25 protein-coding genes and 1 pseudogene are annotated in these 24,605 nt (G+C 68.2%); 11 read left to right on the top strand and 15 right to left on the bottom strand.

Annotation, left to right across the window (positions count from 1 at the left end):
* Position 1: 1 nt before the first annotated feature.
* The gene (locus ACH34W_RS09145; protein ID WP_395960313.1) at positions 2-871 is read right to left on the bottom strand and encodes a hypothetical protein; all 870 of its coding nucleotides are present in this window, start codon (positions 869-871) and stop codon (positions 2-4) included.
* Positions 872-1,179: 308 nt separating this feature from the next.
* Between ACH34W_RS09145 and ACH34W_RS09140 the strand changes: the two genes are divergently transcribed.
* From ACH34W_RS09140 to ACH34W_RS09120, 5 genes are all read left to right on the top strand, one after another.
* Entirely contained in the window at positions 1,180-2,766 is a 1,587-nt protein-coding gene (locus ACH34W_RS09140; RefSeq protein ID WP_395960312.1) for an amino acid adenylation domain-containing protein, read from the top strand.
* Positions 2,763-4,091, top strand: coding sequence for a hypothetical protein (locus tag ACH34W_RS09135; RefSeq protein ID WP_395960311.1), 1,329 nt, complete (start codon positions 2,763-2,765; stop codon positions 4,089-4,091). The genes ACH34W_RS09140 and ACH34W_RS09135 overlap by 4 nt, the downstream gene beginning before the upstream one ends.
* A 17-nt stretch (positions 4,092-4,108) precedes the next feature.
* Positions 4,109-4,873, top strand: a complete 765-nt coding sequence (locus ACH34W_RS09130; RefSeq protein ID WP_395960310.1) for an enoyl-CoA hydratase-related protein — start codon at positions 4,109-4,111, stop codon at positions 4,871-4,873.
* A gap of 116 nt (positions 4,874-4,989) precedes the next feature.
* On the top strand, positions 4,990-6,879 hold the full coding sequence (locus ACH34W_RS09125) for a rhamnogalacturonan lyase (RefSeq protein ID WP_395960309.1): 1,890 nt from the start codon (positions 4,990-4,992) through the stop codon (positions 6,877-6,879).
* Between the two features lie 46 nt (positions 6,880-6,925).
* A complete protein-coding gene (locus tag ACH34W_RS09120) occupies positions 6,926-7,918 on the top strand; it encodes a polysaccharide lyase family 1 protein (RefSeq protein ID WP_395960308.1) in 993 nt (330 codons plus the stop codon).
* 111 nt (positions 7,919-8,029) lie between these two features.
* Here ACH34W_RS09120 and ACH34W_RS09115 read toward each other — a convergent pair whose 3' ends face one another.
* Complete coding sequence (locus ACH34W_RS09115) at positions 8,030-8,533, bottom strand: winged helix-turn-helix transcriptional regulator (protein WP_395960307.1); 504 nt, start codon at positions 8,531-8,533, stop codon at positions 8,030-8,032.
* Between the two features lie 89 nt (positions 8,534-8,622).
* On the opposite strand from ACH34W_RS09115, the gene ACH34W_RS09110 reads away from it, so the two are divergent.
* Positions 8,623-9,684 (top strand): epoxyqueuosine reductase, encoded by a 1,062-nt coding sequence (locus ACH34W_RS09110; protein WP_395960306.1) that lies wholly within the window; start codon positions 8,623-8,625, stop codon positions 9,682-9,684.
* Positions 9,685-9,956: 272 nt separating this feature from the next.
* Here the strand turns inward: ACH34W_RS09110 and ACH34W_RS09105 are convergent, their stop codons facing one another.
* From ACH34W_RS09105 to ACH34W_RS09080, 6 genes are all read right to left on the bottom strand, one after another.
* Positions 9,957-11,216 (bottom strand): phosphatidylserine/phosphatidylglycerophosphate/cardiolipin synthase family protein, encoded by a 1,260-nt coding sequence (locus ACH34W_RS09105; RefSeq protein ID WP_395960305.1) that lies wholly within the window; start codon positions 11,214-11,216, stop codon positions 9,957-9,959.
* A gap of 262 nt (positions 11,217-11,478) precedes the next feature.
* A complete protein-coding gene (locus ACH34W_RS09100; protein WP_395960304.1) occupies positions 11,479-12,171 on the bottom strand; it encodes a hypothetical protein in 693 nt (230 codons plus the stop codon).
* 213 nt (positions 12,172-12,384) lie between these two features.
* Positions 12,385-13,296, bottom strand: coding sequence for an alpha/beta hydrolase (locus ACH34W_RS09095; RefSeq protein WP_395960303.1), 912 nt, complete (start codon positions 13,294-13,296; stop codon positions 12,385-12,387).
* A 201-nt stretch (positions 13,297-13,497) separates the two neighbouring features.
* Positions 13,498-14,406 carry an endo alpha-1,4 polygalactosaminidase gene (locus ACH34W_RS09090; RefSeq protein WP_395960302.1) on the bottom strand — a complete coding sequence of 303 codons (909 nt, stop codon included), beginning with the start codon at positions 14,404-14,406 and terminating at the stop codon, positions 13,498-13,500.
* A 284-nt stretch (positions 14,407-14,690) separates the two neighbouring features.
* Positions 14,691-15,899: a hypothetical protein gene (locus ACH34W_RS09085; RefSeq protein ID WP_395960301.1), complete on the bottom strand. Its 1,209-nt coding sequence runs from the start codon at positions 15,897-15,899 to the stop codon at positions 14,691-14,693.
* Positions 15,900-16,126: 227 nt separating this feature from the next.
* Positions 16,127-16,561: a TIGR03618 family F420-dependent PPOX class oxidoreductase gene (locus ACH34W_RS09080; protein ID WP_395960300.1), complete on the bottom strand. Its 435-nt coding sequence runs from the start codon at positions 16,559-16,561 to the stop codon at positions 16,127-16,129.
* A 50-nt stretch (positions 16,562-16,611) separates the two neighbouring features.
* On the opposite strand from ACH34W_RS09080, the gene ACH34W_RS09075 reads away from it, so the two are divergent.
* Entirely contained in the window at positions 16,612-16,968 is a 357-nt protein-coding gene (locus tag ACH34W_RS09075; RefSeq protein ID WP_395960299.1) for a winged helix-turn-helix transcriptional regulator, read from the top strand.
* A 117-nt stretch (positions 16,969-17,085) separates the two neighbouring features.
* Here ACH34W_RS09075 and ACH34W_RS09070 read toward each other — a convergent pair whose 3' ends face one another.
* Positions 17,086-17,238 (bottom strand): winged helix-turn-helix transcriptional regulator, encoded by a 153-nt coding sequence (locus ACH34W_RS09070; protein WP_395960298.1) that lies wholly within the window; start codon positions 17,236-17,238, stop codon positions 17,086-17,088.
* Between the two features lie 53 nt (positions 17,239-17,291).
* Here ACH34W_RS09070 and ACH34W_RS09065 point away from each other — a divergent pair, with 53 nt between their 5' ends.
* The gene (locus tag ACH34W_RS09065) at positions 17,292-17,420 is read left to right on the top strand and encodes a hypothetical protein (protein ID WP_395960297.1); all 129 of its coding nucleotides are present in this window, start codon (positions 17,292-17,294) and stop codon (positions 17,418-17,420) included.
* A gap of 141 nt (positions 17,421-17,561) precedes the next feature.
* On the opposite strand, the gene ACH34W_RS09060 is transcribed toward ACH34W_RS09065, so the two are convergent.
* The gene (locus tag ACH34W_RS09060) at positions 17,562-18,395 is read right to left on the bottom strand and encodes an NAD(P)H-binding protein (RefSeq protein ID WP_395960296.1); all 834 of its coding nucleotides are present in this window, start codon (positions 18,393-18,395) and stop codon (positions 17,562-17,564) included.
* 104 nt (positions 18,396-18,499) lie between these two features.
* Here ACH34W_RS09060 and ACH34W_RS09055 point away from each other — a divergent pair, with 104 nt between their 5' ends.
* Positions 18,500-19,453 carry an AraC family transcriptional regulator gene (locus tag ACH34W_RS09055; protein WP_395960295.1) on the top strand — a complete coding sequence of 318 codons (954 nt, stop codon included), beginning with the start codon at positions 18,500-18,502 and terminating at the stop codon, positions 19,451-19,453.
* Between the two features lie 119 nt (positions 19,454-19,572).
* Here the strand turns inward: ACH34W_RS09055 and ACH34W_RS09050 are convergent.
* A pseudogene (locus ACH34W_RS09050) lies at positions 19,573-19,827 on the bottom strand (hypothetical protein); the annotation flags it as partial.
* 114 nt (positions 19,828-19,941) lie between these two features.
* Positions 19,942-20,409, bottom strand: coding sequence for a CBS domain-containing protein (locus tag ACH34W_RS09045; RefSeq protein ID WP_395960294.1), 468 nt, complete (start codon positions 20,407-20,409; stop codon positions 19,942-19,944).
* Positions 20,410-20,534: 125 nt separating this feature from the next.
* Here ACH34W_RS09045 and ACH34W_RS09040 point away from each other — a divergent pair, with 125 nt between their 5' ends.
* Positions 20,535-21,812 (top strand): ArsB/NhaD family transporter, encoded by a 1,278-nt coding sequence (locus ACH34W_RS09040; protein WP_395960293.1) that lies wholly within the window; start codon positions 20,535-20,537, stop codon positions 21,810-21,812.
* A gap of 395 nt (positions 21,813-22,207) precedes the next feature.
* Here the strand turns inward: ACH34W_RS09040 and ACH34W_RS09035 are convergent, their stop codons facing one another.
* From ACH34W_RS09035 to ACH34W_RS09025, 3 genes are read right to left on the bottom strand one after another with little or no spacing between them, the layout of a single operon-like run.
* Positions 22,208-22,828, bottom strand: coding sequence for a dihydrofolate reductase family protein (locus ACH34W_RS09035; RefSeq protein ID WP_395960292.1), 621 nt, complete (start codon positions 22,826-22,828; stop codon positions 22,208-22,210).
* Positions 22,828-23,322: an SRPBCC family protein gene (locus tag ACH34W_RS09030; protein ID WP_395960291.1), complete on the bottom strand. Its 495-nt coding sequence runs from the start codon at positions 23,320-23,322 to the stop codon at positions 22,828-22,830. The genes ACH34W_RS09035 and ACH34W_RS09030 overlap by 1 nt, the downstream gene beginning before the upstream one ends.
* 3 nt (positions 23,323-23,325) lie before the next feature.
* Positions 23,326-23,667 (bottom strand): ArsR/SmtB family transcription factor, encoded by a 342-nt coding sequence (locus ACH34W_RS09025; RefSeq protein WP_395960290.1) that lies wholly within the window; start codon positions 23,665-23,667, stop codon positions 23,326-23,328.
* A 177-nt stretch (positions 23,668-23,844) separates the two neighbouring features.
* Here ACH34W_RS09025 and ACH34W_RS09020 point away from each other — a divergent pair, with 177 nt between their 5' ends.
* Complete coding sequence (locus ACH34W_RS09020) at positions 23,845-24,576, top strand: DUF899 domain-containing protein (protein ID WP_395960289.1); 732 nt, start codon at positions 23,845-23,847, stop codon at positions 24,574-24,576.
* The last annotated feature ends 29 nt before the right edge of the window (positions 24,577-24,605 follow it).

Raw genomic sequence — 24,605 nt, 5'->3', positions numbered from 1 at the left:
GTCAGGCGCAGATCGCCTGGATGGCGAGGCCGTCGGTGGGGACGCCGGTCAGCCGCAGGACCGTGGCGCGCAGATCGGCGCTCGGGTACAGGTCGCTCAGGAACACGGGCCCGTTCGGGCCGTCCCCGGTGGCCCCGCCGGCCGAGTGCACCTTCGTGGCGCCGGAGCACTCCTTGATCGCGTTCGTCCGGTTGTGGACCACCTCGCCTTCGGCGGCGCCTCCCACCGGCTTGGCGCAGACGGCATGCGAGACGACCTGCCAGCCGGCCGAGGAGGCGGTGCTTTCCAGCGCCGCCGCCGCACGGGCGATGTCCAGCGGACCGGACGCGCGGCTCATCTGCAGACCGGGGGAGACCCCGTAGGTCCCGCCGGTGACGCTCGCCCCGGCGCCGAGCACCCGCTTGCCGCTCGGGCAGGCGGCGACGATCTCCTTGTGGGACGTGGACGACCGCGTGGACGCCACCGAGACGATCTCATGGCCTTCGAGTTCGCTCTCCGGCGCGCACAGGGCGTATCCCTCCAGCGCCCACTTGCCCGCGACGCCGCCCGGCGGCTCTTCGGCGACCACCTCGAATCGGTCTGAGCCGGAGTCCGGGCTGATCGGTCGCAGGTTGCGGAGCCGGATCGCCTGTGCGGCAGGTCCGACGACACGGCCGCCGCCTCCGATGACCTTCATGCCCCGCGGGCACTCGGGCGTTCGCTCGCTGGATGTCTGCGAGTCGAGCTGGCCCATGGGATAGGTGATCCGGGTCAGCCCCCGCACTGCGGCATCGGCCGGTGCGGCGCCGGCAGCCTGCACACCTCCGGCGATCGCCACCGTGGCCATCACGGCCAGTACGGCGCCCCCGCGGTTCTTACGTTCGTTGCTCATGTCTCCCCGTTCGCCTGGTGAGTGGATTGCTGCCGCCCCCGACGGCGGAATCAGCGATGGACCCCAGACTCGCCAACAGTCCTTGCACCGTGCTGTCCTGCGGCTCTCACCGTGCTTTCACGGCGCTGTCACCGCGGAATGAACGGCGTGTTTTCACGATCTTTCAGCCGCGGTGAACCATGCCCGCGCGACGTACGTGGTGGGGGTAGGAGTGGTTGAAAAGTCTAGAAATAGTGCCTGGGAACGTTGTTAAAATCTGAACCTTTTGTTCTCATTGTGATCTCTGACACCCCATGTGAAGGAGAGTCATGAGAGATCACCAGGCACTCGCCGGCCCGAGCGGAATCCCCTGGTCAACCCCACTCCTCGACCACCTCTCCCCGGAGGACCGCCGGCTGTTCCGGCGGTTCGGACAGGGACCGGTGCGGCCCGTCCCGCACACGCGCATCCATCATGCGTTCGAACAGCAGGCCGCCGAGATCCCGCACGCCGTCGCCGTCGAGCACCGCGACGAGACGATCACCTACGGCGAGCTCGACCGGCGGGCGGGACGGCTGGCCGTCCTGCTGGCCCGGCACGGCGTCCGGCCCGGCGACAACGTCGGGCTGTTCGTGCGGCGCGGCGTCCCGATGGTGGTCGGACTGCTGGCCGCGCTGAAGGCGGGCGCCGCGTACGTGCCGCAGGACGTCGGCGTCGCCCCGGAGGCCCAGCTCCGCCACGTCATCGCCACGGCCGGGACCCGGGTGATCCTCACGCAGTCGGACGTCCGCGATCGTGTGCCCGTCCCCGAGGGGCACGTGTGCCTTCCCATCGACACCGTCGACACTGACACCACCGACCGTCCTGTCGACGGCGAGCTGCCGGAGCCGAGCCCCGACGACGGCTGCTACGTGCTGTTCACTTCCGGCACCACCGGACGGCCGAACGGCGTCAAGGTGACGCATCGCAACGTCTGCAACATCCTGCTCACCGCGCCGGGCGACCTCGGTATGCGGCCCGGGCAGCGGGTGGGGCAGATCCTCAACATCGCGTTCGACATGGCCGCGTGGGAGATCCTGGGCGCGCTGAGCCATGGCGCGACGGTCGTGATCCGCGGCAAGGACATCGCCGCGACCGTGGAGACCGTGCACGTGGTGATCGCGACACCCACCATCCTGGCCTCGGTCGACCCGGCCCGGTGCGGCGGGGTCGAGGTGGCGGCTGTGGCGGGGGAGCCGTGCCCGCGCGCGCTCGCCGACCGCTGGGCGTCCTTCTGCGTGTTCCACAACGCCTGCGGCCCCACCGAGACCACCATCGTCAACACCGTGCAGCGGCACGACCCGGCCGCGATCCGCCTGAGCATCGGCCGTCCCACGCCCAACAACACCGTCTACGTGCTCGACGAGCACCGGCGTCCGCTGCCGATCGGCGAGGTCGGCGAGATGTGGGCGGGAGGCGACTGCGTGTCCGCCGGGTATCTGCGCGATCCCGGGCTGAACGCCGAACGCTACGCCCCCGACCCGTTCCTCGGGGGCGGCCGGATGATGTTCCGCACCCGCGACCTCGGCCGCTGGGCCCCCGACGGGGAGCTGGAACACCTCGGCCGTACCGACGACCAGGTCAAGATCCGCGGGTTCCGGGTCGAGCTGGACTCGGTCTCGGCCGTCCTGGAGTCCGTGCCGGGATGCGGCCGCGCGGCCACGCTCAAGCTGGACGAGCGGACGCTCGTCTCGTTCGTCGCGCCCGCTCACATCGACCCGGAGGCGGCTCGCCGCGCGGTCGCCGACGCGCTGCCGTACTACTGCGTCCCGGCCGCCGTGCACCCGCTGCCGGAACTCCCGATGACCAGCCGGGGCAAGGTCGACAAGGGTGCGCTCGTGCGCCTGGCGACCGCGCGCGCGGAGGTCGCCTCATGACGACCACCCACGCCGATCTCGCAGTCGAACTACCGCCGCCTGCCTCGCCGCTGCGGCGCGCGTTCAAGCATCCGCGCCTGATGCACTACAACCGGCTCGCCGCCCTCGTGCTGGCGGCCAACCTCGTGCCGCTCGTGTACGGGCTGGGCGCGGGCGGCTGGTGGACGCGCGACGGCGTCGACCTGCGCGCCCTGTCGTACACGGCGCTGGCCGACTTCGCGCTCGCCGCGGTCGTCCGGCAGCAGTACCTCATCAACCTGTTCTTCCGCGTCGCCACGCTGCCGCCAACCAGCTGGCCGCTGAAGATCCGCTGGACGCTGGGCAAGGTGTACCACTTCGGCGGTATGCACGTCGGCGGCACTGTCGCGGGAACGCTCTGGTTCCTGGCCCTCGTCGGCGGGCTGACCTACCACGCCGCGCGTGACCTGGGCGGCGGCGCCACGGCGGGCACACTTGCCGTCTCCTACGCGCTCGTCGGGCTGCTCGCCGCCATGGTCGCCACGGCGCTGCCGCCGTTGCGCGCCAAGCACCACGACACGTTCGAACGGACGCACCGCTTCGCGGGCTGGGCCGTGCTCGCGCTGTTCTGGGCGCAGACGATCCTGTTCGCGCGGGCCTCCGGGCAGGACCTGGCGACGGCGCCGAGCGTGTGGGTCCTGGCCGTGATCACGTTCAGCATCGCGTTGCCGTGGCTGCGGCTGCGGCGGGTCCCGGTCGTCCTCGACCGTCCCTCGTCGCATGTGGTGCTGGCGCACTTCGACCACGGCGTGACCCCGTTCGCCGGGTCCTCGACCGCGGTCAGCCGGAACCCGCTTCTGGAATGGCACTCGTTCGCCAACGTTCCCTCGCCGGGCAGGTCGGGGTTCCGCCTCACCATTTCCCGGGCGGGTGACTGGACAGGGTCGTTCATCGACGACATGCCCTCCCACGTGTGGGTCAAGGGCATCACCACCGCGGGCGTCGCCAACATCGAGACCCTGTTCACGAAGGTCATCTATGTGGCCACCGGCAGCGGCATCGGGCCGTGCCTGCCGCACCTGCTCGCCCAGGAGGTGCCCGCCCGGCTGGTGTGGGCGGCACGGCGGCACCGCGAGACGTTCGGTGACGCGCTCATCGACGAGATCCTCGCCGTCCAGCCCGACGCGGTGCTGTGGGACACCGCCGACCGCGGCAAGCCCGACATGGTGCAGCTGGCCTACCAGGCGTACGAGGACTTCGGCGCCGAGGCCGTCATCTGCATCTCCAACAAGAAGCTCACCTGGCAGGTCGTGCACGGCCTTGAACGGCGCGGCATCCCCGCGTTCGGCGCGATCTGGGACTCCTGAGGAAGAGGTAGGGACACATGAACGTCAAGATCGAACGCGAGGGCCGGGTCGTCACCGCGCGCCTGCACCGTCCGGAGGTGCTCAACGCGCTGAACACCGCGCTCATGGAGGACCTGGTCGGCGCGCTGGCGCCGCTCGACCGCGACCCGGACGTCGGCTGCTTCGTCATCACCGGATCCGAGCGCGCGTTCGCGGCCGGGGCCGACATCAGAGAGATGGCGCCCAAGACGCCGATGGAACTGCTGGAAGAGGACTTCTTCGCCGGCTGGGAGGCGTTCGCCGCGCTGCGCACGCCCAAGCTCGCCGCGGTGGCGGGCCACGCGCTCGGCGGCGGCTGCGAGCTGGCGATGATGTGCGACGTGATCATCGCGGCGGACGACGCCCGGTTCGGCCAGCCCGAGATCCGCCTGGGCGTGATCCCCGGCATCGGCGGCACCCAGCGGCTCACCCGCCTGGTCGGCCGGGCCCGCGCGATGGACATGATCCTCACCGGCCGGACCATCGACGCCGCCGAGGCCGAACGCGCCGGGCTGGTGTCCCGTGTCGTGCCCGCCGGCCGGCTCCCGGCCGAGGCCGCCGAGACGGCCGCGACGATCGCCTCGTACAGCAAGCCAGCGGTCCTGGCCGCCCGCGAGGCGGTCAACCGCGCCGAGGAGACCTCCCTGCGGGAGGGCGTGCTGTTCGAGCGGCGGCTCTTCCACGCGCTGTTCGCAGGCGACGACCAGACCGAGGGCATGCGCGCCTTCCTGGAAAAGAGGGAGCCGCGTTTCACAGGTCGATGAGCGCGCTGTGAAATAAGCGGGAAAGCGGCAACCTCTTGATGGGCCGTGGCGACTAGGGGTGTGGAAAGCCCTTTCCGGCGGTGCGGGCACCGCCGGGCCCCCTCAAGGGAGAAGTCGTGACACGAGCCCCCCGCCGAGCCTCCCGCTCAGCCGCCGGACGGTACGCCCGGATCCGGGTCGAACCGCCGCTCAGATCGATCGCCCTGGCCGCGGCCGCGGCCACCGCGACCGCCGTCGTGGTCGTGGCCGGCCAGGGCGGCGACCGGCCGGTCACCGTCGACCGCCGCGCCGCCGTGGCCCGCCAGGTCGAGGACCTGAATCGCGGCCTGATCAGCGTGCGGTCCGGCACCGGCAACTATGTCGGCTGGCGCCTGCTCGGCACCGACGCCGCGGGCACCACCTTCAACCTCTATCGCGGCTCCACACGCGTCGCGTCGGTCACCGGCTCGACCAACTATTTCGACGCGGGCGCGCCTGCCGACGCCGCGTACACCGTGCGGCCGGTGGCGGGCGGCGCCGAGGGCGCGGCGTCCGAGCCGTCGCTGCGGTTCGGCGACGGCACCCTGGACGTGCCGATCCAGCCGCCGTCGTCCACCTACAACGCCAACGACGCCAGCGTCGGAGACCTCGACGGCGACGGACGGCAGGAGATCGTCCTCAAGTGGGACCCGGCCAACGCCAAGGACAACTCCCAGTCCGGCGTCACCGACCCGGTCTACATCGACGCCTACCGGCTCAACGGCACCCGCCTGTGGCGCATCAACCTGGGCCGCAACATCCGCGCGGGCGCCCACTACACCCAGTTCCAGGTGTACGACTACGACGGCGACGGCAAGGCCGAGGTGGCGATGAAGACCGCCGACGGCACCGTCGACGGCACCGGCAAGGTCATCGGCAACGCCTCGGCCGACCACCGCAACTCCGGTGGCTACATCCTGGCCGGTCCCGAGTTCCTCACCATGTTCAACGGCCAGACCGGCGCCGCCATGCAGACCGTCGACTACGTGCCGGCGCGCGGCAACGTCGGGTCGTGGGGCGACACGTACGGCAACCGCGTCGACCGCTTCCTCGCGGGCACCGCGTACCTGGACGGCTCGCGTCCCAGCCTGATCATGGCGCGCGGCTACTACACCCGCTCGGTCATCGCCGCGTGGGACTGGCGCGACGGCCGCTTCACGCGCCGCTGGACGTTCGACACCAGCAGCTCCACCAACGCCGGCAAGGGCTACGACGGGCAGGGCCTGACCGTCGGCGACGTCGACGGCGACGGCCGCGATGAGATCGTCTACGGCGCGATGGCCGTCGACGACAACGGCAACGGCCTGTGGACGACCAAGCTCGGCCATGGCGACGCCGCGCACCTCGGCGACTTCGACCCGGCCCGTCCCGGCCTGGAGTACTTCAAGGTCAGCGAGAGCTCCTCCAAGCCGTCGTCCTGGTACGCCGACGCCCGCACCGGCCAGGTCCTGTGGTCCACGCCCACAGGCGGGGACAACGGACGCGGCGTAGGCGGCGACATCTGGACCGGCCGGGTCGGCGGCGAGTTCTGGTCGGCCGCCGACGGCAACCTGCGCAGCGTCACCGGTAACAACGCCGGACGCAAGCCGTCGTCGATGAACTTCCTGGCCTGGTGGGACGCCGACCCGGTCCGCGAGCTGTTGGACCGCACCCAGATCGACAAGTACGGCCCCGACGGCGACACCCGCCTGCTCACCGGCTCGGGCGTGGCGTCCAACAACGGCACCAAGGCCACCCCGGCGCTGTCCGGCGACCTGTTCGGCGACTGGCGAGAGGAGGTGATCTGGCGCACCACCGACAACACCCGGCTGCGGATCCACACATCCCGCGCCGTGACCGACCGGAAGATCTACACCCTGCAGCACGACACGCAGTACCGCGTCGCCCTGGCCTGGCAGAACACGGGCTACAACCAGCCGCCCCACCCCAGCTTCTTCATCGGCGACCGCATGCCCACCCCCGCCCAGCCATCGGTCTATGTCCGTTAACGAGCAGGGTCCGATAGCGAGCAGGTCCGTTAAGAGGAGGAACCCCATGAACATGAAGAGGACGTTCATCGGTCTGGCCGCCGCGTCAGTCGTCGCCGCAGGCGTCACCGTCGTCGTCGGGTCGTACGGGTCGTACGAGACCAAGGTGTCCGCCCGCCCCGTCGCCGCCGCCGCACCGGAGAGCAGCCCCGTCGGCTACGCGAGCATGAACGGCGGCACCACCGGCGGCACGGGCGGCACCACCGTGACCGCCACCAACGCCTCCCAGTTCAACCAGTACGTCACCGGGACCGGCCGCTACGTCATCCAGGTCAACGGGAACATCTCGCTGTCCGGGATGCAGAAGATCGGCTCCAACAAGACGATCATCGGCGTGGGCACCAGCGGCCGCATCACCGGCGGCGGGCTCAACTTCGACGGCTCCCGCAACGTCATCGTCCGCAACCTGAGCTTCACCGGCGCGGGCGACGACGCCATCAACATCCAGGACAGCTCGGCCAACATCTGGATCGACCACAACGACCTGTCCAACGCCAACGATGGCCTGCTCGACATCAAGCGCGGCTCCGACTTCATCACCGTGTCCTGGAACCGCTTCCACGACCACGACAAGACCGCGCTGATCGGCCACTCCGACGGCAACGCCTCGCAGGACCGGGGCCACCTGCGCGTGACCTACGTGCACAACTGGTTCCAGGGCACCAACCAGCGTCACCCGCGGGTCCGCTTCGCGAACCCGGTGCACGTGGTGAACAACTACTACAGCAACATCGGCAGCTACGGCACCGCGTCCACCATGGGCGCGGGCGTGTTCGTCGACCGCAACTACTACGAGAACGTCCGCCGGCCCACCTCCATCCAGGAGGGCGACTCGGACGAGGGCAACATCCGGGAGTCCGGCAACCACCTGGTGGGTTCGGGCGCGATCGTCACCCGCAACCCCGGTTCCGTGGCGGCGGTCCCGTACTCCTACTCCGGCGAGCCGGGGACCAGCGTCAAGGGCACCGTCACCGCGGGCGCCGGAGTCGGCAAGCTCTGACGCTCCACGAGCAAGCTCTGAAGCCCTCATGAGCAAGCTCTGACGCCCTCACGAGAACGCCCCCTCGCCGCCGCACGGCGAGGGGGCGCGCCCTTTCCATGAGCGAGCGAGTCAGCCGCCATCCGTCTGGCTTGACGCCGAAGGTGATTGACTCGCCAGGCGTGCGCCGGGGCCGGGTTCGATCTGCACCTCTGATGCGCTCTTGATGGCGTGACCCGCTTCGCAGATGGGGACGAGGCGGACGTCGGCGCCGCATTCGGTGTGGCGGACGTGGACCGGTGGGCCGGATCCGTCGGCGAGGTGGCGGTCGCCCCAATCGATGATCGTCAGCAGGAGGGAGAGGAGCTCGCGGCCGCGGTCGGTGGGCTCGTACTCGTGGCGGCGGCGCGCCCCGGGCTCCTGGTAGGGGATGCGGACGAGGATGCCGGCGTCCACCAGGGCGGTCAGCCGCTGGGTGAGGACGTTGCGCGCGATGCCGAGGTGGCGTTGCAGGTCGGCGAAGCGGTGTACGCCGTTGAAGACGTCGCGGAGGATCAGCAGCGTCCACCGATCCCCGACGATCTCCAGGGTGCGGGCGATGGAGCAGGCTCGGCTGTCCAGATCAATCCACTCCATGATTCCGATTCTAGTCCCTTTGGGTTGCATTCCAGGACTCAGCATGCCTAGGTTCTGATTTACAACTCAGAGACGACGAGGGGTGTCTGATGCGGCTGGACGACCACCCGACCGTGCAGCGGGTCCGCGCGAGCCGGCGGGAACCCGTGGACGCGGCGATCAGCGCGGACCGGCTGAGGGAACTCTGCCTGGACGCCGGCGCCGACGACGTGGGCTTTGTGCCCATCGACGCGCCTGAGGCCGCGGGCGAACGCGAGCACGCCGTCAAAGCACTGCCCGGCGCGCAGACCTACATCGCGATCTGCCAGCGCATGAACCGCGACAACGTGCGCGCTCCCCAGCGCAGCCTGGCCAACACCGAGTTCCACCAGGCGAGCGACGAGATCGACCAGGTCGCCCGGCGCATCGCCCGCGCGCTACAGGACGCCGGGCACCGCGCCGTCTACCCTGCTGCGGGCTTCCCGCAGGAGATGGACGAGTTCCCCGGCAGGGCCTGGGTGGTCGCGCACAAGGTGATCGCCGAGGCGGCCGGGCTCGGCCGGATGGGCATTCACCGCAACGTCATCCATCCCCGCTTCGGCAACTTCATTCTGCTCGGCACCGTCATCACCGACGCCGTCGTCGACGCCCCCAGCGGCCCCATCGACTTCAACCCTTGCCTGGAGTGCAAGCTGTGCGTGGCCGCCTGCCCGGTCGGTGCCATCACCAAGGACGGCGGATTCGACTTCCAGGCCTGCTACACCCACAACTACCGGGAGTTCATGAGCGGGTTCACCGACTTCGTCGAGACGATCGCCGACAGCGACGACCGCGACGACTACCGTGCCCGCGTCACCCCCTCCGAGTCGGCCTCGATGTGGCAGAGCCTGAGCTACAAGCCCAGCTACAAGGCCGCCTACTGCATGGCTGCCTGCCCCGCCGGCGAGGACGTCATCGGCCCCTATCTCGCCGACCGCAAGGATCACCTCAACACCGTGGTCCGCCCGCTCCAGGACAAACAAGAACCGGTCTACGTGCTCCCCGACTCGGCCGCCGAGGAGCACGTCACGAAGCGTTTCCCGCACAAGACCGCGCGCCCCGTCTCCAACGGCCTCCCCGAGGAGGTCAACGCCGCACTCGAAGCCCTCGGCCCTCGTCCCAAGAACGCCTGATCTTCGGCAGCGCAAGTGCCCGTGCGGGAATCGGGGCCGACGGCCTGGCCGGGCTCATCGCGCCCACCGTGGCCTCTCTGTTCGATGCGGCAGGCATACGCTGACACAGCACCTTCTCGCGCAGTCGGGGGACCATCCGTCCCGCGACGGCCGGATCGCCGAGCTCGACTCCGAGAGCATGACCACGAGCGAACTGGGCACCGTTGGAAACCACTTCGCCCCGGGCAGACCACGGGGCGAGGTAGTTGATGGTTACGGCTCACATCGGTCGATCAGTCCAGGTCGGGCTCCGGCGGGGCGATTCTGTTACAACCCTCTGGACCGTGACGGTCGATGACCTCGGGTGAGTTCCGGCGCAGGTGCTCGAAGTTGTCGAGGAACTGGTCGTAGAGCGGCCTGTTGTTCAGGACTCTGATCACGTTCTCGTCGTTGTGCCGCAGGGATTTGCGGTTCAGGTTGGCGCTGCCGGTGAAGACGGCCGTGTTGTCGTCTCCCAGATATCTGCCCGCGATCAGGACGTCCTTTTGATGGACGCCGGGCCGGTCGCCGAGGCTGGCACCGCGGATTTCGACTTTTGGACTGCCATCGGCCGGGATCAGAATCTCGCAGGCGTTCTTGCCCATCCAGTTGACGATGATGGAGACGGTGCATCCGTCCTCTGCCAGTTTCCGCAGTGCGGTGGCCAGGGCCGTCCGGGAGAGTGACCATGCCGCGATCCTGATCGAGGTGCCGGGGCACCGCACGTCCCTGAGGTTGTTGACGAAGGGGTCGCCTTCTGCGCGGGGATAGTGATAGCTCGTGGTGTTTGTGAGGATGGAGGGCAGCGGCGGGCGTTGCGCGTAGTAATTCGGGTCCCTTCGCCGCTCGTTCCGCTGCGCGTTCAGGTCCTCGAAGTAGCCCTTGAACCGGGTATAGAGGTTCCGGTTGTTGACGACCGTGTATTGGCTGTTCCACATCTTCGCCATGAACGGACCCATGTTGCCCGAACCGTTGGAGACGACCCACCTGGCGCCGAGCGTGCTGGTGAAGAGGAAGAACTTGTTGTGCATGGTGCTATCGCGCTCATCGCTGTACCCGATGCAGGCCTGCCGGGCGCCGCTGGGGTTGGTCCCGGCGCAATGGTGTGCCCACGATTCGTCTCCACGGACCTCGTTGAGCGCTGCCGCCAGCTTCTCGTAGGGCTCTTCGTTGATGGTGGACTGGTCGACCAGGACCTGGACCTTGACGTTCCGCTCCCTGTACGCCCTGATCAGCGCGTCGACGACGGGAGCCACCACCGGCTCACTCGTAGACCCGTCGTCCGGCAGCCACTGGAACATGGCGACGCGGATCCGTGAGTTGCGCGCGGCACCGTTGATCAGTTCGGTCAGGTGGCGGAAGATCCTGACCTCTCCTTCGGCGGTGGTGGGATCGTTGAAGACCGCCTGTGTCCGCAGTGGTGCCTGCAGGGTGGACGGTTGCGCCTCGGCCGCGGGGGTGACTCCCATGAGAACGGTGACCGCGGTCAGCGCGGTGAGGATCCTCTTGATCACGTGTGTTCACTCCTTCATGGCCCCTGGCGCCGGAACGATGTCTGGCTGAGCGAGACGGGGGGCGGGACCACATCGGCGGGAACCAGCACACGTTGCCAGTTCTTACTGGGATGGTGGAACTCCATCTGCCGGGTGACAACAGCTCCAGCCTGGCCGACTCCGGCCCGCGCCCTTGCAACGGAGACCCAGTAGGCCCCGCCGGCTCAGTGGTAGCGCCGCTGGATGTGGCAGAGGTTCCTGAACTACACCCGCCCCAAACAGGTCATGTCCGTGCTCCGCTGACGAGGCCTGCGCGGGCAGCGAGCTCGAGGGCCGCGGTGATGTCCGGCTCCCAGCCGTTGCCCAGCCACTGAAAACTCTGAGCGGACAGGGCGCGCTCGCGTGCCTGGCTCACCATGCCCTCCAGAGCACCGTCCTGTGCCAGCCGCACTGTCTCGTCGAGGGCCGCCATCAGCTCGTCGTCCTCTTCGACCTCCTCGACCTCCTCGCCGCCCCACCGCTGCGCCACGGCATCGTGCGCGATATGCAGCACAAGGCGCTTCATGTCCGCGGTGAGGCCCACCGTGGAGGCCAGACCGTCATCGAGGACGTCGGCCGGGTAGTCGATGCGATGCCAGCCGGTGTCGTGCCAGTAGACGAACCCAAGCTCGGCACCGCGCTGCATGCTTGCGAGGCGTTCCAGCGGAAGCCAGCCCGGCGCATCCGCGAGCAGGTCCAGACCCGGCTCCTGGATCCGGGTCCTGCTCGCCTCGACATCGCAGCCGTACAAGACGGCCCGGCCACCCTCGATCAGCGACAGGGTCCATTCGTTGCCGCTGCCGTCATCATGCGTGACGCCGTTGGCGTGCACCGAGAAGAACGACGAGAAGACCTCCGACGGCATCGCGGCTTCAACCGCGGCCATCGTGGCGCCACGCGCCCACAGCTCCGCCGGAGCCGGCAGGTCTTCGGGCATTCCCGGCCTATGCACAGCTGCGCCAGCCCTTCGTCGGTGATCGGACCGGACTACAGTAAACCGACGCGGTTAACCGCCTCTCCTTCTGCAGTCCGCTCCCCGCCCGGATCGCGGTGCCCCCATGCGGGCGGCTCCGCGCCGCCCGCAGCAGTGGGATCATCGGATCACCTGGGTCCCGGCGCGACTCCGGCAACCGGGCTCACTCAGGGCGGATCATGCCCAGGCTCGTCGTAGAGCTGAGGCGGCGCGTTCCATGGCGTCCTTGGCGGCGGGGATGACCGCCGACATGGCGAAGAACGCGTGGATCTGACCGTCGTAGCGCACGTGCTCGACTGCGACACCGGCTTCGCGAAGCCGTTCGGCGTACGCCTCCCCTTCATCGCGCAGCGGGTCGTACTCGGCCGTGAACACCAGTGCGGGAGGGGAAGCGGCCATCGTGGCGGCGTCGGCGTGCAGCGGCGAGATGCGCGGATCGCGGCGATCTGCGTCCCCGCCGAGGTACAGGTCCGCGAACCACGTGATCGCCGCCTTGGTCAACAGCAGCCCCTCACCGTTCTCCTCGATCGAAGGATGCTGCTGGGCCAGGTCGGTGGCCGGATACACCAGGATCTGCAGAGCGAAGGTCCCCGGCAGTTCGTGGGCGAGCACGGCGCTGAGGGTGCCTCCGGCTGAGTCTCCGCCGACCGCCATCCGGGTGGGGGCGCCGCCCAGGGGCCCGATCTCGGTGGACACCCACTTGGCAACGGCGGTGACGTCCTCAATGGCGGCCGGGAAGGGATGTTCGGGTGCCAGACGGTAGTCGACGTTGACCACCAGGCAACCGGCGCTACGGCATAGGTCACGGGCCGTCGCGTCGGAGCCGGCGGCGCTGCCCAGCACCCATCCGCCGCCGTGGATCCAGATCAGGACCGGGTGAGGGCCGTCGCCTTGCGGCCAGTACAGCTTGACGGGAACCCCGTTGGCCACCGCGTCCTGGGTCCGGGCCACCGGTGCCGGCTCGCCCGCCAGGGCGGACAGCCCCGCGTACGCCTCGCGGGCGTCGGGCACCGGCAGTTCGTTGAGCGGGGGCACGCCAGGCTGCTGAATCATGTCGAGCACAGCCTGCGCCGGCGGGTCGATGGCCATCGTCTTCTCCTGTCCTAGCCTGCAGGCTCGCTGTTAGAGCCGCTGCCAGAGTCGCTTCAGACCTCCATGGGGGATAGGGGGAATCAACCCGTTCACATACCTGTCTCTGGCCTCGTCGGGCGTTCTCCCGCTGATCGAGTTCAGTGGCGAGCCAGCCTCACCGATGCTGTCGGTCAGGTTGCGAACGATCACGACGCTTGTTCAGGTGCGGCATCGTGTGCGATAGGCGGAGGTGGGCGGCTCGTTCTTAACGAGGCCGTCGAAGCCGTGCGTTCGATGGACGCGACAGGCCGCCACGGGATCGACTGAGCCTTTGTAGTCGACGGCGAAAACGGCCTTGCCCTGATCGATGAAGACGCCGAGCTCTGCGCACTCGTTGAACTCGGCGCATTCCTCAGGCAACGCCCAGTCGAACGCGTCGACCAGCACAGCGGCTGAACCGGGCTGGTCGTGGCCGTTCTTCATGCCCACCGACAGGCCCCTGGCGTGCGCCTGCGCGGCGACCTCGCGATACCAGGAGTGCTGGTCGGCCAGCGTGATCGCAAAGCCCGGGTCGTTGCCGAGCGGGTTGTTCTGATCCGGTTCCACCCCGTCGCAGCCCATCCTCTTGGCCAGGTCGAGCCGAGCCCAGATGGCCTCGGCGAAGGCCTTACGTGAGGCTGCGCGGATGTCGAGCCACCGCTCGCCGTCCCAGCCGGTATCCCAGCCGATCACCGAGCCGGGCTTGGGCGGACGGGGCCGGTTCGGCAGTGCGACCACCCGCTCCCGGTGTCCGGGAAACCTGTGAGCGTCAGGCCGGTAGTGCTCGTATGCCCCGGTGTCGACGTAACAGATCACGACCGGACGGGGCACCCGGGCGTGCAGCGATTCGACCATGCCGGCCAGCGGACCCGCCGGAACCTCGACCACCTCGCCGTCGGGGTACCGCAGCCGCGAGCCCGCCGGAGCCAGATCGAACAGGTCGAGGTCGTACATGGCGCGGCGCGCGGACAGGTCGTACGGCTGATCGATCTGCCAGTCCCAGTCCGCGACCTGCCCGGGTGCGGGCCTCCACCAGCCCGGCCCCGTTCGATGCGCTGGATCATCCTCTTGGGAGCACCCCACCGACACTGCGGCGACCAGAAGGAAACACCCGACAAAGCGCCGTAACACGTCGCCCCCTTCGAAACGGCTCGGTCACCGTGGGACGCGGGCGAACCTCATTCGGCTCCCTTGCAACGCGATTGGCGGCCGGCCTTTTGTTCCTCCTCACCCGACGGGCCGCTACCGACGCCGACCTGACCCGGGCAGTGAACGCCGCGCAGAGCGATGGCCCGGTCCCGGGTGAATCGCCCAGGACCGGGCCTCCGTTCAGCGAACATCTCCCTGCATCGTAGGAAGTCAGCTCACCAGCCCTAGATCACGGTGATGTTGAAATCGCGCCAGGCCGTACCGAAGTCCTGATAGATCAGGACAGAGCGCCCGCCGTTGCCAGCGATGATCCCCTTGGCCACCACTCCGTCGCCCCTGAGGCCGAAGACCGGCCCGCCGCTGTCACCGGGACGGGACGCCTCCAATCCGTCATTTTGATATGCGAGCAGCAGGTCGTCCTTGCACGTCCAGTCGCCATCGAAGTCATAGTCGCAGTAGGCGTAATTGAAGGCGTTTCCCTGAATGACGTTGCAGACGACACCACTGACGGATCCTGAGGTGCACAGGTAATCGCCGGTGTAGACCCAGTCCCAGGCGTGCACGACCTTGGAGAATTCCCCGGAGCCCACGCCGCCGTCGTAGACCCGGTTTCCGGCGTCGGTTGGAATCATGATGAGGTCATGCCAGTAAACCTCGTGGCTGGCACGACCGATGAGCGTGCCGGATGTATATCTGGCTGCCCGGTCCGGAGGGGTGTAGCAGTGGGCGGCGGTCAGCAGGAACTCGGTTCCGGCGCCGTTCTTGACGCCAAAACCCGACGTGCAATAGCGGTTCCCCTTGTCCGGGTTGGTAATGCGGGCCCCGCCATAGTACGGAGCAGTGTCCTCTAGCCGGCTGGTCGGCTTAGGAGCTTCTTTCCGTACGACCTTTACGGGGATGTTCATCTTGGGAAGATCTGCGGCGACCGTTCGGAGGTCGGCGGCGCTGCTTCCCACCTCGATGCTGCTGCCGTCCTGCCTGATCCCGACGCTGTGGACCGGGCCTCCTGGATGCTTCTTCATGTACTCGTAGATCGGCGTGATGGCGGCCCGCAGATCGGCCTGCGAGTGCGTGGCGGGTACGACACGCACCGGGGCGTGCCGGCCGGCGGTGCTCATGGCCGTCTTCATCGCAGCCGGAACATCACCCTTCCAGTGCAGCGCGACGCCGTTCTCCTCCAAGGCGATATCGGCGTATCCGGCGTACCCGCTCTTTTCAACCTTCCAGCGGAGCACACTGGCAGCCTTGGTCAACGGTTCCTGCGCGCGCATCTTCTTCAGTACGTCCGGATTGATATATCTGAAGAACCCGTCTTCCTCGACGACGGGCTTGCCATCGTAAAAAGTGGCCTGTGCGTGAGCGGTTGTAGCCATCGTTGCGAATACCAGAACGGCGATCGCCGTTCCCAGTATCCGGAAGCCGCGAGACCTCATCGATCCCCTATTCTGCCCGGGTGTTTTCCTGCACAACGCGGGAGCCGGGGTCAGTCAACAGGCCGGACGGGCCAATTGCCGAGAACCAGCGATCAGATTGGCAGAGTTCCAGCGAAGTTTGGCAGTCCTGACCTCGATCGTCGCCGTTCTGGAGCAGGGCCGCACCTTGTGGACGGCGCCGCTGGACGCGGAGCGACAGGCTGATTGGCGACGTGCCGTGGGAATGGTCAGGCTGTCCAGGGTCCTACCCCGGACACCCGGTCTACGCGGATCCGGCCCACAAGTGCCGTGCGGGAGTTGCGGTTGGCAAAGGGGTAGTCGGTGCCGAGGTAACGCTGGGACTGCTGATCCATGAAGTTGGTGAAGTGCTCGGGGATGTCGGGTCCTTCGAAGGTTACGGTGCCGCGAACGATCAGATGCTGCCGCAGTCCCTGAGGTGAATTGCGGTCGTCTTCGATCACCACTGTGACGCGCGGGTCTCGTCGCAGGTTGCGGACCTTGAGACGGTGGCCTTCTACGCCGAAGACCAAGTCGTCTCCGTCCCGGGTGATCCACATGAGACTGGTCTGGGGTGTTCCGTCGGCGTTGATGGTGACGAAGGTGGCGTACCGGTCGGTTTCGAACAGCCGATGAGTGCTCGCCGGAAGGCTCGGTGTGGTCATGGGCCCCACGCTAATGAGGCCCATGGGAACCGATCGGTACCCTGGGCGCCATGGGTGAGTTCAGTGGTCCTGGTGATGTCTTCCTGGCCGACTGCCCGGCGCGCCTGGCGGTCGAGGTGATTGCCGACAAGTGGTCGGTCGTCGTGCTGTACGCGCTCAGCCGGGGATCACGCCGGCACGGTGAACTGGTCGAGCTGATCGGCGGGATCTCCAAGAAGATGCTGACCCAGACGCTGCGACGCCTGCAGCAATACGGGCTGGTCGACCGCCAGGCCTACGCCGAGGTGCCACCGCGTGTCGAGTACGAGTTGACCGACCTGGGCCGGACTCTCATCGACCCGATCAACATGCTCACCCGCTGGGCGCAGGAGAACGGCGAGGATGTCCTCGCGGCGCAATACCCGTAGCCACAAGCCCGTCCGCCTCGCTTTGGACGTTCATCCCGTGGCACTTGGGCTTACCCGAGTAGTACGGCCGCTCGTCGGCTCAGAGCCAGGACGATCGGTTCTAGCTTCCGGCCCCACTCAGTCAGTTCGCCTATCTGCGGGCCTGTCGCTGACGCCAGTTTGCGGCGACGGATCACCCCCGTGATGTTCGAGTTCTCGAAGTCGATCGGCCAGCAGGTTCGAGCTGGCATTAGGCAGAGCATGCCGCAGCTCGGAGAACCGTTGGGGCACCAAGAGCAGCTCCCGGACGACCAGCAGTGCCCACCGCTGTTTTTCATAATTTCTTGTGGTCGAAGCCCGGCAGCATGCTGCTCGGCACGACCCGTCCGGCTGAGCTGCGGGCCTGGTACATCAAGGCGCTGGCGCCGGAGTTCACCGGCGAGGGCGCGATCATCAAGTGGAAGCACGCCTGAGACCAGACGTACTCGCGTGCACGGTCGGCGCCTCTCGCCGACCGTGGTCAACCGGGCCCACGCCCGCATCCGCACTCGCGCCGATCGACACGATCGCGTCGGAGCCGAAGGTGAGTTCGGCGTGCGCGATGCTGGGCTTGGTTACTTCCACGTGGTGGCGTTCTCGCGGGCGTAGGACTTCAGGGACCGTGCCGGGCGGCCGGTGATCTGTTCGACCGTATCGGTCACCACGGCGTAACCACCGTCGCGGATCAACTGGAACAGACCCAGTTGCCAGGTGATCGAGCGTTCGTCCCGACCGGCCTTCCGCAGGTCGCCGGCGAACTGGTGGCTGGTGAGGGCCGTGTAGCCCAGTTCCCGGCCGGCGGCTTCGCCCAGGATCTGCGTGACCTGCCGGTGGGTCAGAGCCTCGGGGCCGGTGATGGCGTGGACCTCTCCCGCGTGTCCCTCCTCGGTGAGTGCGGCGGCGGCCACTTCCGCGACATCACGGGTGTCGACGAAGCCCACCAAGGCGTCGGCGGCCGGGAGCGCGAGCTCGCCGTTCTCGCGTAGAGACGCCGCGAAGGCCTCGCCGAAGTTCTGCTGGAACCAGTTCGGCCGCAGGATGCTCCACTCCTTGCCTGAGGCACGCACGTCGGCCTCCCAGGCGGCCATCGGAATCGCGTCCGGCAGCCGGTCGACACCCAGCACCGACAGCAGCACGACCTTGCGTGCCTGAGCGGCGGCCAGCAGGTCGCCGACAAGGCCGGGCTCGTCGGGCTCGGCATACGGGCCGACTACGTACAAGCCGTCAATGCCCTGCAGCGCCGGAGCCCAGGTGGAGCGGTCGGCCCAGTCGAAGCGCACTGGCTCGACGCCGGCCGTCGCCGGTCCGGGGTTGCGGCTTGCCGCGCGAACGTGAATGCCGCGGGTCACCAGGGCCTCCACCATGGGCCGGCCGGTCTTGCCTGTCGCTCCGAGCACCAGAACGGTCATTGCGCTCCTCCTTCAGATCGGTCAGCTGGAGAGGAGGCTACGTCCGCAGATTCGGACGGTGAATGCCTGAAAGTCCGGGATTCATGTCTTAAACTCCGGAAGTTGTGGACGTTCTCTCCGACGCGCTCGCCGCGATGCGAACGGGCAGGACTCGTGCGGCCCGCACCGACGTACGGGCTCCGTGGGGTCTGCGCTTTCCGGCGTTCACCGGCACGACCTTTCACGTCGTTCTGCACGGCACCTGCTGGCTACTGGCCGATGGGTCCGCGCCCCTCGCACTGAGCCCAGGCGACGTGGTCTTCCTACGTGAAGGGCGCACGCACGCCCTTGCCGACCTCCCGCAAACGCCGCTGGCCGATTTCCTGCCCGAACGCCAAGACCCCGATTCTCCGATCGGCCGGGTCCGCGTCGACGGATCTGGAGCCCACTCGCTCCTGCTCTGCGGCGCGTACGAGCTCGATCGAACGCGGCCGCATCCGCTGATGAAAGAACTGCCCGAAATCCTGCACCTGCCCGCAAGGGGCGCAGAGCTCGGTCATCTCGTCGGCCTGCTCGCAACCGAGCTCGACCAGGATCGACCCGGCCGGGACGGCATCGTTCCCTCACTGGTCGACGCCATGTTGCTCTACATCTTGCGCACCTGGGCAGACGAGCGCGCCACCTCTCCAGGATGGGCGCGGGCCCTCGCCGACCAGGCGATCGGCCAGGCGCTGCGCGACATCCATGCCAGCCCGGCCCGCCCGTGGACCGTGCAAGAGCTGGCGGCACGAAGCGGCCTGTCCCGGTCGGTGTTCGCCCAGAGATTCACCGCGCTCGTGGGCGCACCGCCCATGGCGTACCTGACCTGGTGGCGAATGACCAGCGCCGGCCGCAAGCTCCGCGAATCCGACGCCCCGCTCCGGAACGTGGCCGAACAGGTCGGCTACACCTCCGAGTTCGCCTTCGCCAAGGCGTTCAAGCGCGAGTACGGCGTCGCGCCGGGGGTGTACCGCCGCACCGCGACGGCTGCTGCACCAAGCGTTCGCCGCCAGGAGTTCGTGCCATCGCCTGGGCGGTGACGCTGCCGACGAAGCTCCTTTCAACTCAAGGGGCGGGTCGCCTGCACGACGTGGTCGTCGGCCGTCACGGGAGCGAGGGCGTGGCGGCCCGCTGGTCCGTTCCCGGACGCGGACGAACTGGAGGCGCGGTCGATGGCGGTCTCGATGGCGGCCATCCGGGCGGCGAGCAAGCCGATGGCGCGGCCGACCGGGTCGTCGGCGTCGCCGCCCAGGGCCTGGGCTCGCAGGTAGGCGGCCTTCACCTCGGTCCAGCGTTCGGCCTGGGCGTGGGTCAGGCGGTCACGGAGTTCGGCGAGCTTGTTCATGTTGCGGTACGAGCCTTGGAGCTGAAACGGGGGCTCGGTGCGGGAGGCGTCGGATTGGGCGGCCGAGGCGTTTGCGAAAGGCTTTTAAAGTGCATTCGCGTATGCCCCGAAGGCCCGTTGTGGCCGCGAATATGCTCCCGGGCATAGGCCGCCGCGCGGTCAGGGCGACTGCGCGTGCCGTGGTCAGGAAGGGGGCAGGAGCTTGTCCAGCAGGTCGGCCACGGTGATCGCGCCGATCATCGGTGGGTTCTTGTTCTTGCCGCCTTTGGATTCCACGACGGCGACCAGCGGGCTGTGGGCGCCGGCCATCAGCGCGGCGATCTCGATGGCGGTGGCGTCGGCGTCGACCACCGGCAGCTGGCGGGGATCGTCGGGCAGCAGGTCTTTGACCTGGCGTCCGGCGAGTTTGGCGCACAGCTGGTCGGCGTGGCGTTCGCCGTAGACGTGCGCGAGGTTGGGGTCGTCCTGGACGTAGCGGGGGACGACGAATCGCAGGATCTGCGATCCGGGCAGGACCGCGACCGGGTGCTGGTCGGCGTCCACCACGATCAGACCGGGTAGCCGCCGCTCCACCAGCAGCCGGGTGGCGTCGGCGGCGTCGCTGTCCAGACCGACGATGGGGAACTCCTTGGCCAGTTCATGAGCGAGCACAGCCCGACGCTACCCCGCCGGAGTTGCGAGTGGCGCGGCGGTCACCGTTAGAGTGTCGTTAAGGTGAGCCGGGAAGCCTGGTCGGCAGCGTTATTCGTCGTTTCCGCTGCTTGGAGGCCCACCGGGTGGATGCTGTCGCCGCGATCGCCATCTTCGCCACCGCATACGTGCTGATCGCGTCGGAGAAGATCCACCGGACCGCGGTGGCTCTCGGCGGTGCGGCGCTGATGCTGCTGCTGCATGTCACCGATGCCGAGGCCGCGTTCTTCTCCGAGGAGACCGGGGTCGACTGGAACGTCATCTTCCTGCTGCTGGGCATGATGGTGATCGTGTCGGTGCTGCGGCAGACCGGGGTGTTCGAGTTCACGGCGATCTGGGCGGCCAAACGTTCACGTGGCAAGCCGTACCGGCTGATGGTGCTGCTGGTGGTGATCACCGCGGTGGCCTCGGCGTTGCTGGACAACGTCACCACCGTGCTGCTGATCGCCCCGGTGACCTTCTTGGTGTGCGAGCGGCTTGGTCTCAAGGTCGTGCCGTACCTGATCGCCGAGGTGATGGCCTCCAACATCGGCGGCGCGGCGACCCTGGTCGGCGACCCGCCCAACATCATCATCGCCAGCCGCGCCGACCTGTCCTTCAACGACTTCTTGGTGCACATGGCCCCGATGGTCGTGGTGCTGATGATCGTGTTCTGCCTGCTGTGCCGGTGGCTGTTCAGAGCCGCGTTCACCTACGACGCCGACCGGGTCGCCGAGGTGATGGAACTGGAGGAGAAGGAGGCCATCACCAACCGGCGGCTGCTGATCCAGGCGATGGCCGTGCTGGGCCTGGTGGTGGCCGCGTTCGTGTTGCACCCGGTGCTGCACTACGAACCCGCCATCGTGGCGCTGCTGGGCGCGGGGCTGCTGGTCGCCGCCACCAAGGTCACCACCGAGCAGGCGCTGGAAGAGGTCGAGTGGCCCACCCTGGTGTTCTTCGCCGGCCTGTTCGTCATGGTGGGCGGCCTGGTCAAGACCGGCGTCATCGGCGACATCTCCCAGGCCGCCGCCGAGGCCACCGAAGGCCGGCTGGGGTTTGCGACCATGTTGCTGCTGTGGGCCTCGGCGGGATTGTCGGCCATCGTCGACAACATCCCGTATGTGGCCACCATGAGCCCCATCGTGGGTGATCTGGCCACCCAGGCTGGCCCTGACGGGCAGGTGCTGTGGTGGGCGCTGGCCTTCGGCGCCGACCTGGGCGGCAACGCCACCGCCATCGGAGCCAGCGCCAACGTCGTGGTCCTGGGCATCGCGGCCCGCAACGGCCACCCCATCAGCTTCTGGACCTTCACCAAGTACGGCCTGATCGTCACCGTCATCACCATCGCCTTGACCGCCCCCTACCTGTGGCTGCGCTACCTGTAAAGGAAGGCGCCGCCGGATTGGTGATCGGTGTCGTAGGACACGGTGCCGCAAGCGGCCGCCCTCGGCGCAAGCGCCCGTGCGTGATTCTGTGGCTGGCGGGCGAAGAGCCCTGCGCCGATTCAGGACCGGGTGCTGTGCGGCTGCGTCACGGCCGACATGGCCGGGGGAGTGTGTCACCGCAGGTCACGGCGGCGGAATACCTGCCATCCGACGGTGAAAAGGGCGGCGGACACGACGACGGCCAGCCAGAGACCAGTGGGGTTGGGGCCATCGACCAGCCGCCTGACAGCAATCCTCCCGTCCGTCCAGCAGGTGGGCTGGTCATCCCGGCAGCAGAACCGTCTGCGCGCCAACCGCGTCGGGTGTTCGTCCGCCGTCCGCCGTCCGCCGTGTGCCTACCGCTCCCGGACGGCGTAGGTCAGGTGCGTCACCCGCTGCGTCGGCTCCGCGCGGACCTGCTCCAGGGCCACGCGGCCCGCGTCCACGCCCTCGAACAGGCGGATTCCGGTGCCGAACAGCACGGGTGAGAGCGCGACCGAGAACTCGTCGACCAGGCTGGCGTTCACGTACTCCAGGATCGTCGCGCCGCCGCCCGCGATGCGGACATCTCGGTCGCCGGCGGCCTCGCGGGCCTGGTCGAGCGCGGTCTCGATGCCGTCGTTGACGAAGTGGAAGGTGGTCCCACCCGGCCGCTCCCAGGGGTCACGCTTCTCGTGCGTCACCACGAAGACCGGCGTGTGGAACGGCGCCTCCTCCGGCCACATCTGCTCGCCGGCGTCGAACATGCGCTTGCCCATCACGCTCGCGCCGGTGCGCTCGAACGTCTCCCGCACGATGTCGTTGTCGCGCCCTTCCTCGCCGCCCCCGCCGAGCTTCAGGTTCTCCCGGAAGAACCGCTGCGGGAAGATCCACCGCTGCAGCTCCATCCACTGCCGCCCCATCAAGTCCTCGCTGGACTCGGGCGCGATGAAGCCGTCCAGCGACATCGACACGCTGAAGAACACTTTTCCGGCCATCAGTCCTCAACTCCCTTCGAAACGATCTCGGTGACATAGGCGGCCAGGTTGCCCAAGGTCTGCCGGCCGCCCTCGATCGCGTGGTACTTCTCGACCGCCTCGTCGCGCAGCTCCTTGGTGGGGAACACCGTGCGCATCTCGATCCGGGTCGCCGCGCCGTCGGGCTCGAACGTCAGGACCGACTCGAAGGCGTTCGGGTCGCCGCGCGACTCACCGTGCAGCAGCGCGATCCGCTCCGGCGGGGCGATCTCGGTCCAGGAGATCCACTCGGTGTAGTCCGTCCCGTCCGGTCCGTGCATCACGAAGTCCCACTCGCCGCCGACGCGGAACTCGAACGACTGCGTGGTGGTGGTGAACCCCTCCGGTCCCCACCACCGCGACAGGTGCCGGACCTCGGTGAACGCCTCGAACACCAGCTCCCGTGGGGCGTCGATGACCCGGGAGATCACGATCTCGCGGTCGGCCGTCGCGGACTGCGGTCCCGTCGCGCTCATCAGCTACTCCTCCTGCCTTGCCTGCTTCAGGTCCTGCACGTACGCGTCCAGCCGGTCGAAGCTCTCGTTCCAGAACCGCTCGAACCCGCCAGTCCACTCGTGGACCGGCCGCAGCCCGCGGGCGTCAAGGCCGTACAGGCGCTGCTTGCCCGCCTTGCGGTCACGCACCAGCCCGACCTCCCGGAGCACCCGCAGATGTTTGGACGCCCCCGGCTGGGTCATCCCCAGCTCCCGGGCCACCTCGGTCACCGGCCGCTCACCCGCCCGCAGCAGCACCAGGATCTCCCGCCGCTGCGGCTCGGCGATCGCGTTGAAGACGTCCGACGTCGTCGCTGCTCGTGCCATGACCATCATCATATTCCCATAACGGTATGCGTCAACCCGGAGTGATCAAGCAGGTCTTGCCAGATGACGATCGTGCCCCTTGTCAGCGTTCAACCGGCTGGACCCGAGCGCGATGATTTCCGCGGCTGTCTCTGGTCTACACATTCAAAGCAGATCCATCCGAGCCTGGGAGGAACCGTGACCGAGCAGACCACCAACGCCCTACCCCCGGTCGTCGACCGGCAGACCTGGCAGGCCGCGCTCGACGATCTGCGTTTGCGGGAGAAGGCCGCCACCCGTGAACTCGACGCCATCGCTGCGCAGCGCCGCAGACTGCCGATGGTCGAGCTCCCGGACTACACGCTGATCGGTCCGGACGGCCCGATCCGACTGGTCGACGTATTCGACGGGCGCTCCCAGCTCATCGTCTACAACCACATGTGGTCCGATGGCGCGGAGTGGCAGTGCGGCGGCTGTACAGGACTGACGTCGCAGTACGTCCGGCTAGGCCTCCTCGACAACTACGACGCCCGCTTCGTCATCGTCACCAACGGGCCCATCGAAGAAGCGCTGGCCTACAAAGCCAAAGTCGGCAACGCAATGGACTGGTACTCGTCGTCGGAAAGCCCGTTCGGCGCCGACGTGGGCGCGCCCCCCGGCGGGGGGTTCGCGGTGAACGTGTTCCTCCGCAACGGCGACACGGTCTACCGCACCTGGCACACCAACGGCCGCGGTACCGAACAGCTCAGCTACACCTTCGCGTTGATCGACGTCCTGCCGTGGGGCCGCCAGGAGGAATGGCAGGACTCACCCGACGGCTGGCCGAAATCGCCCACCTATTCCAAGTGGCTCGACTCTCCCGATGTCGCCCGGCTCTACGGCCCGGACGGAGACGCCGAGGCGAGGCCCGCGAGGTCTGCTGGTTCCTAGCGATGTGAACCGTGGAATTGAGGTGAGAG

Source organism: Actinomadura sp. 6N118, assembly GCF_044326415.1.
Taxonomy (GTDB): Bacteria; Actinomycetota; Actinomycetes; order Streptosporangiales; family Streptosporangiaceae; genus Spirillospora.
This window is presented reverse-complemented; position numbering and strand designations above follow the sequence as displayed.

What these genes read in the sequence shown, in the direction of transcription:
- ACH34W_RS09145 (WP_395960313.1), bottom strand. Translation starts at nt 871, where the DNA reads ATGAGCAACGAACGTAAGAACCGCGGGGGCGCCGTACTGGCCGTGATG.
- ACH34W_RS09140 (WP_395960312.1), top strand. Translation starts at nt 1,180, where the DNA reads ATGAGAGATCACCAGGCACTCGCCGGCCCGAGCGGAATCCCCTGGTCA.
- ACH34W_RS09135 (WP_395960311.1), top strand. Translation starts at nt 2,763, where the DNA reads ATGACGACCACCCACGCCGATCTCGCAGTCGAACTACCGCCGCCTGCC.
- ACH34W_RS09130 (WP_395960310.1), top strand. Translation starts at nt 4,109, where the DNA reads ATGAACGTCAAGATCGAACGCGAGGGCCGGGTCGTCACCGCGCGCCTG.
- ACH34W_RS09120 (WP_395960308.1), top strand. Translation starts at nt 6,926, where the DNA reads ATGAACATGAAGAGGACGTTCATCGGTCTGGCCGCCGCGTCAGTCGTC.
- ACH34W_RS09115 (WP_395960307.1), bottom strand. Translation starts at nt 8,533, where the DNA reads ATGGAGTGGATTGATCTGGACAGCCGAGCCTGCTCCATCGCCCGCACC.
- ACH34W_RS09110 (WP_395960306.1), top strand. Translation starts at nt 8,623, where the DNA reads ATGCGGCTGGACGACCACCCGACCGTGCAGCGGGTCCGCGCGAGCCGG.
- ACH34W_RS09100 (WP_395960304.1), bottom strand. Translation starts at nt 12,171, where the DNA reads ATGCCCGAAGACCTGCCGGCTCCGGCGGAGCTGTGGGCGCGTGGCGCC.
- ACH34W_RS09095 (WP_395960303.1), bottom strand. Translation starts at nt 13,296, where the DNA reads ATGGCCATCGACCCGCCGGCGCAGGCTGTGCTCGACATGATTCAGCAG.
- ACH34W_RS09085 (WP_395960301.1), bottom strand. Translation starts at nt 15,899, where the DNA reads ATGAGGTCTCGCGGCTTCCGGATACTGGGAACGGCGATCGCCGTTCTG.
- ACH34W_RS09080 (WP_395960300.1), bottom strand. Translation starts at nt 16,561, where the DNA reads ATGACCACACCGAGCCTTCCGGCGAGCACTCATCGGCTGTTCGAAACC.
- ACH34W_RS09075 (WP_395960299.1), top strand. Translation starts at nt 16,612, where the DNA reads ATGGGTGAGTTCAGTGGTCCTGGTGATGTCTTCCTGGCCGACTGCCCG.
- ACH34W_RS09060 (WP_395960296.1), bottom strand. Translation starts at nt 18,395, where the DNA reads ATGACCGTTCTGGTGCTCGGAGCGACAGGCAAGACCGGCCGGCCCATG.
- ACH34W_RS09035 (WP_395960292.1), bottom strand. Translation starts at nt 22,828, where the DNA reads ATGGCCGGAAAAGTGTTCTTCAGCGTGTCGATGTCGCTGGACGGCTTC.
- ACH34W_RS09030 (WP_395960291.1), bottom strand. Translation starts at nt 23,322, where the DNA reads ATGAGCGCGACGGGACCGCAGTCCGCGACGGCCGACCGCGAGATCGTG.
- ACH34W_RS09025 (WP_395960290.1), bottom strand. Translation starts at nt 23,667, where the DNA reads ATGGCACGAGCAGCGACGACGTCGGACGTCTTCAACGCGATCGCCGAG.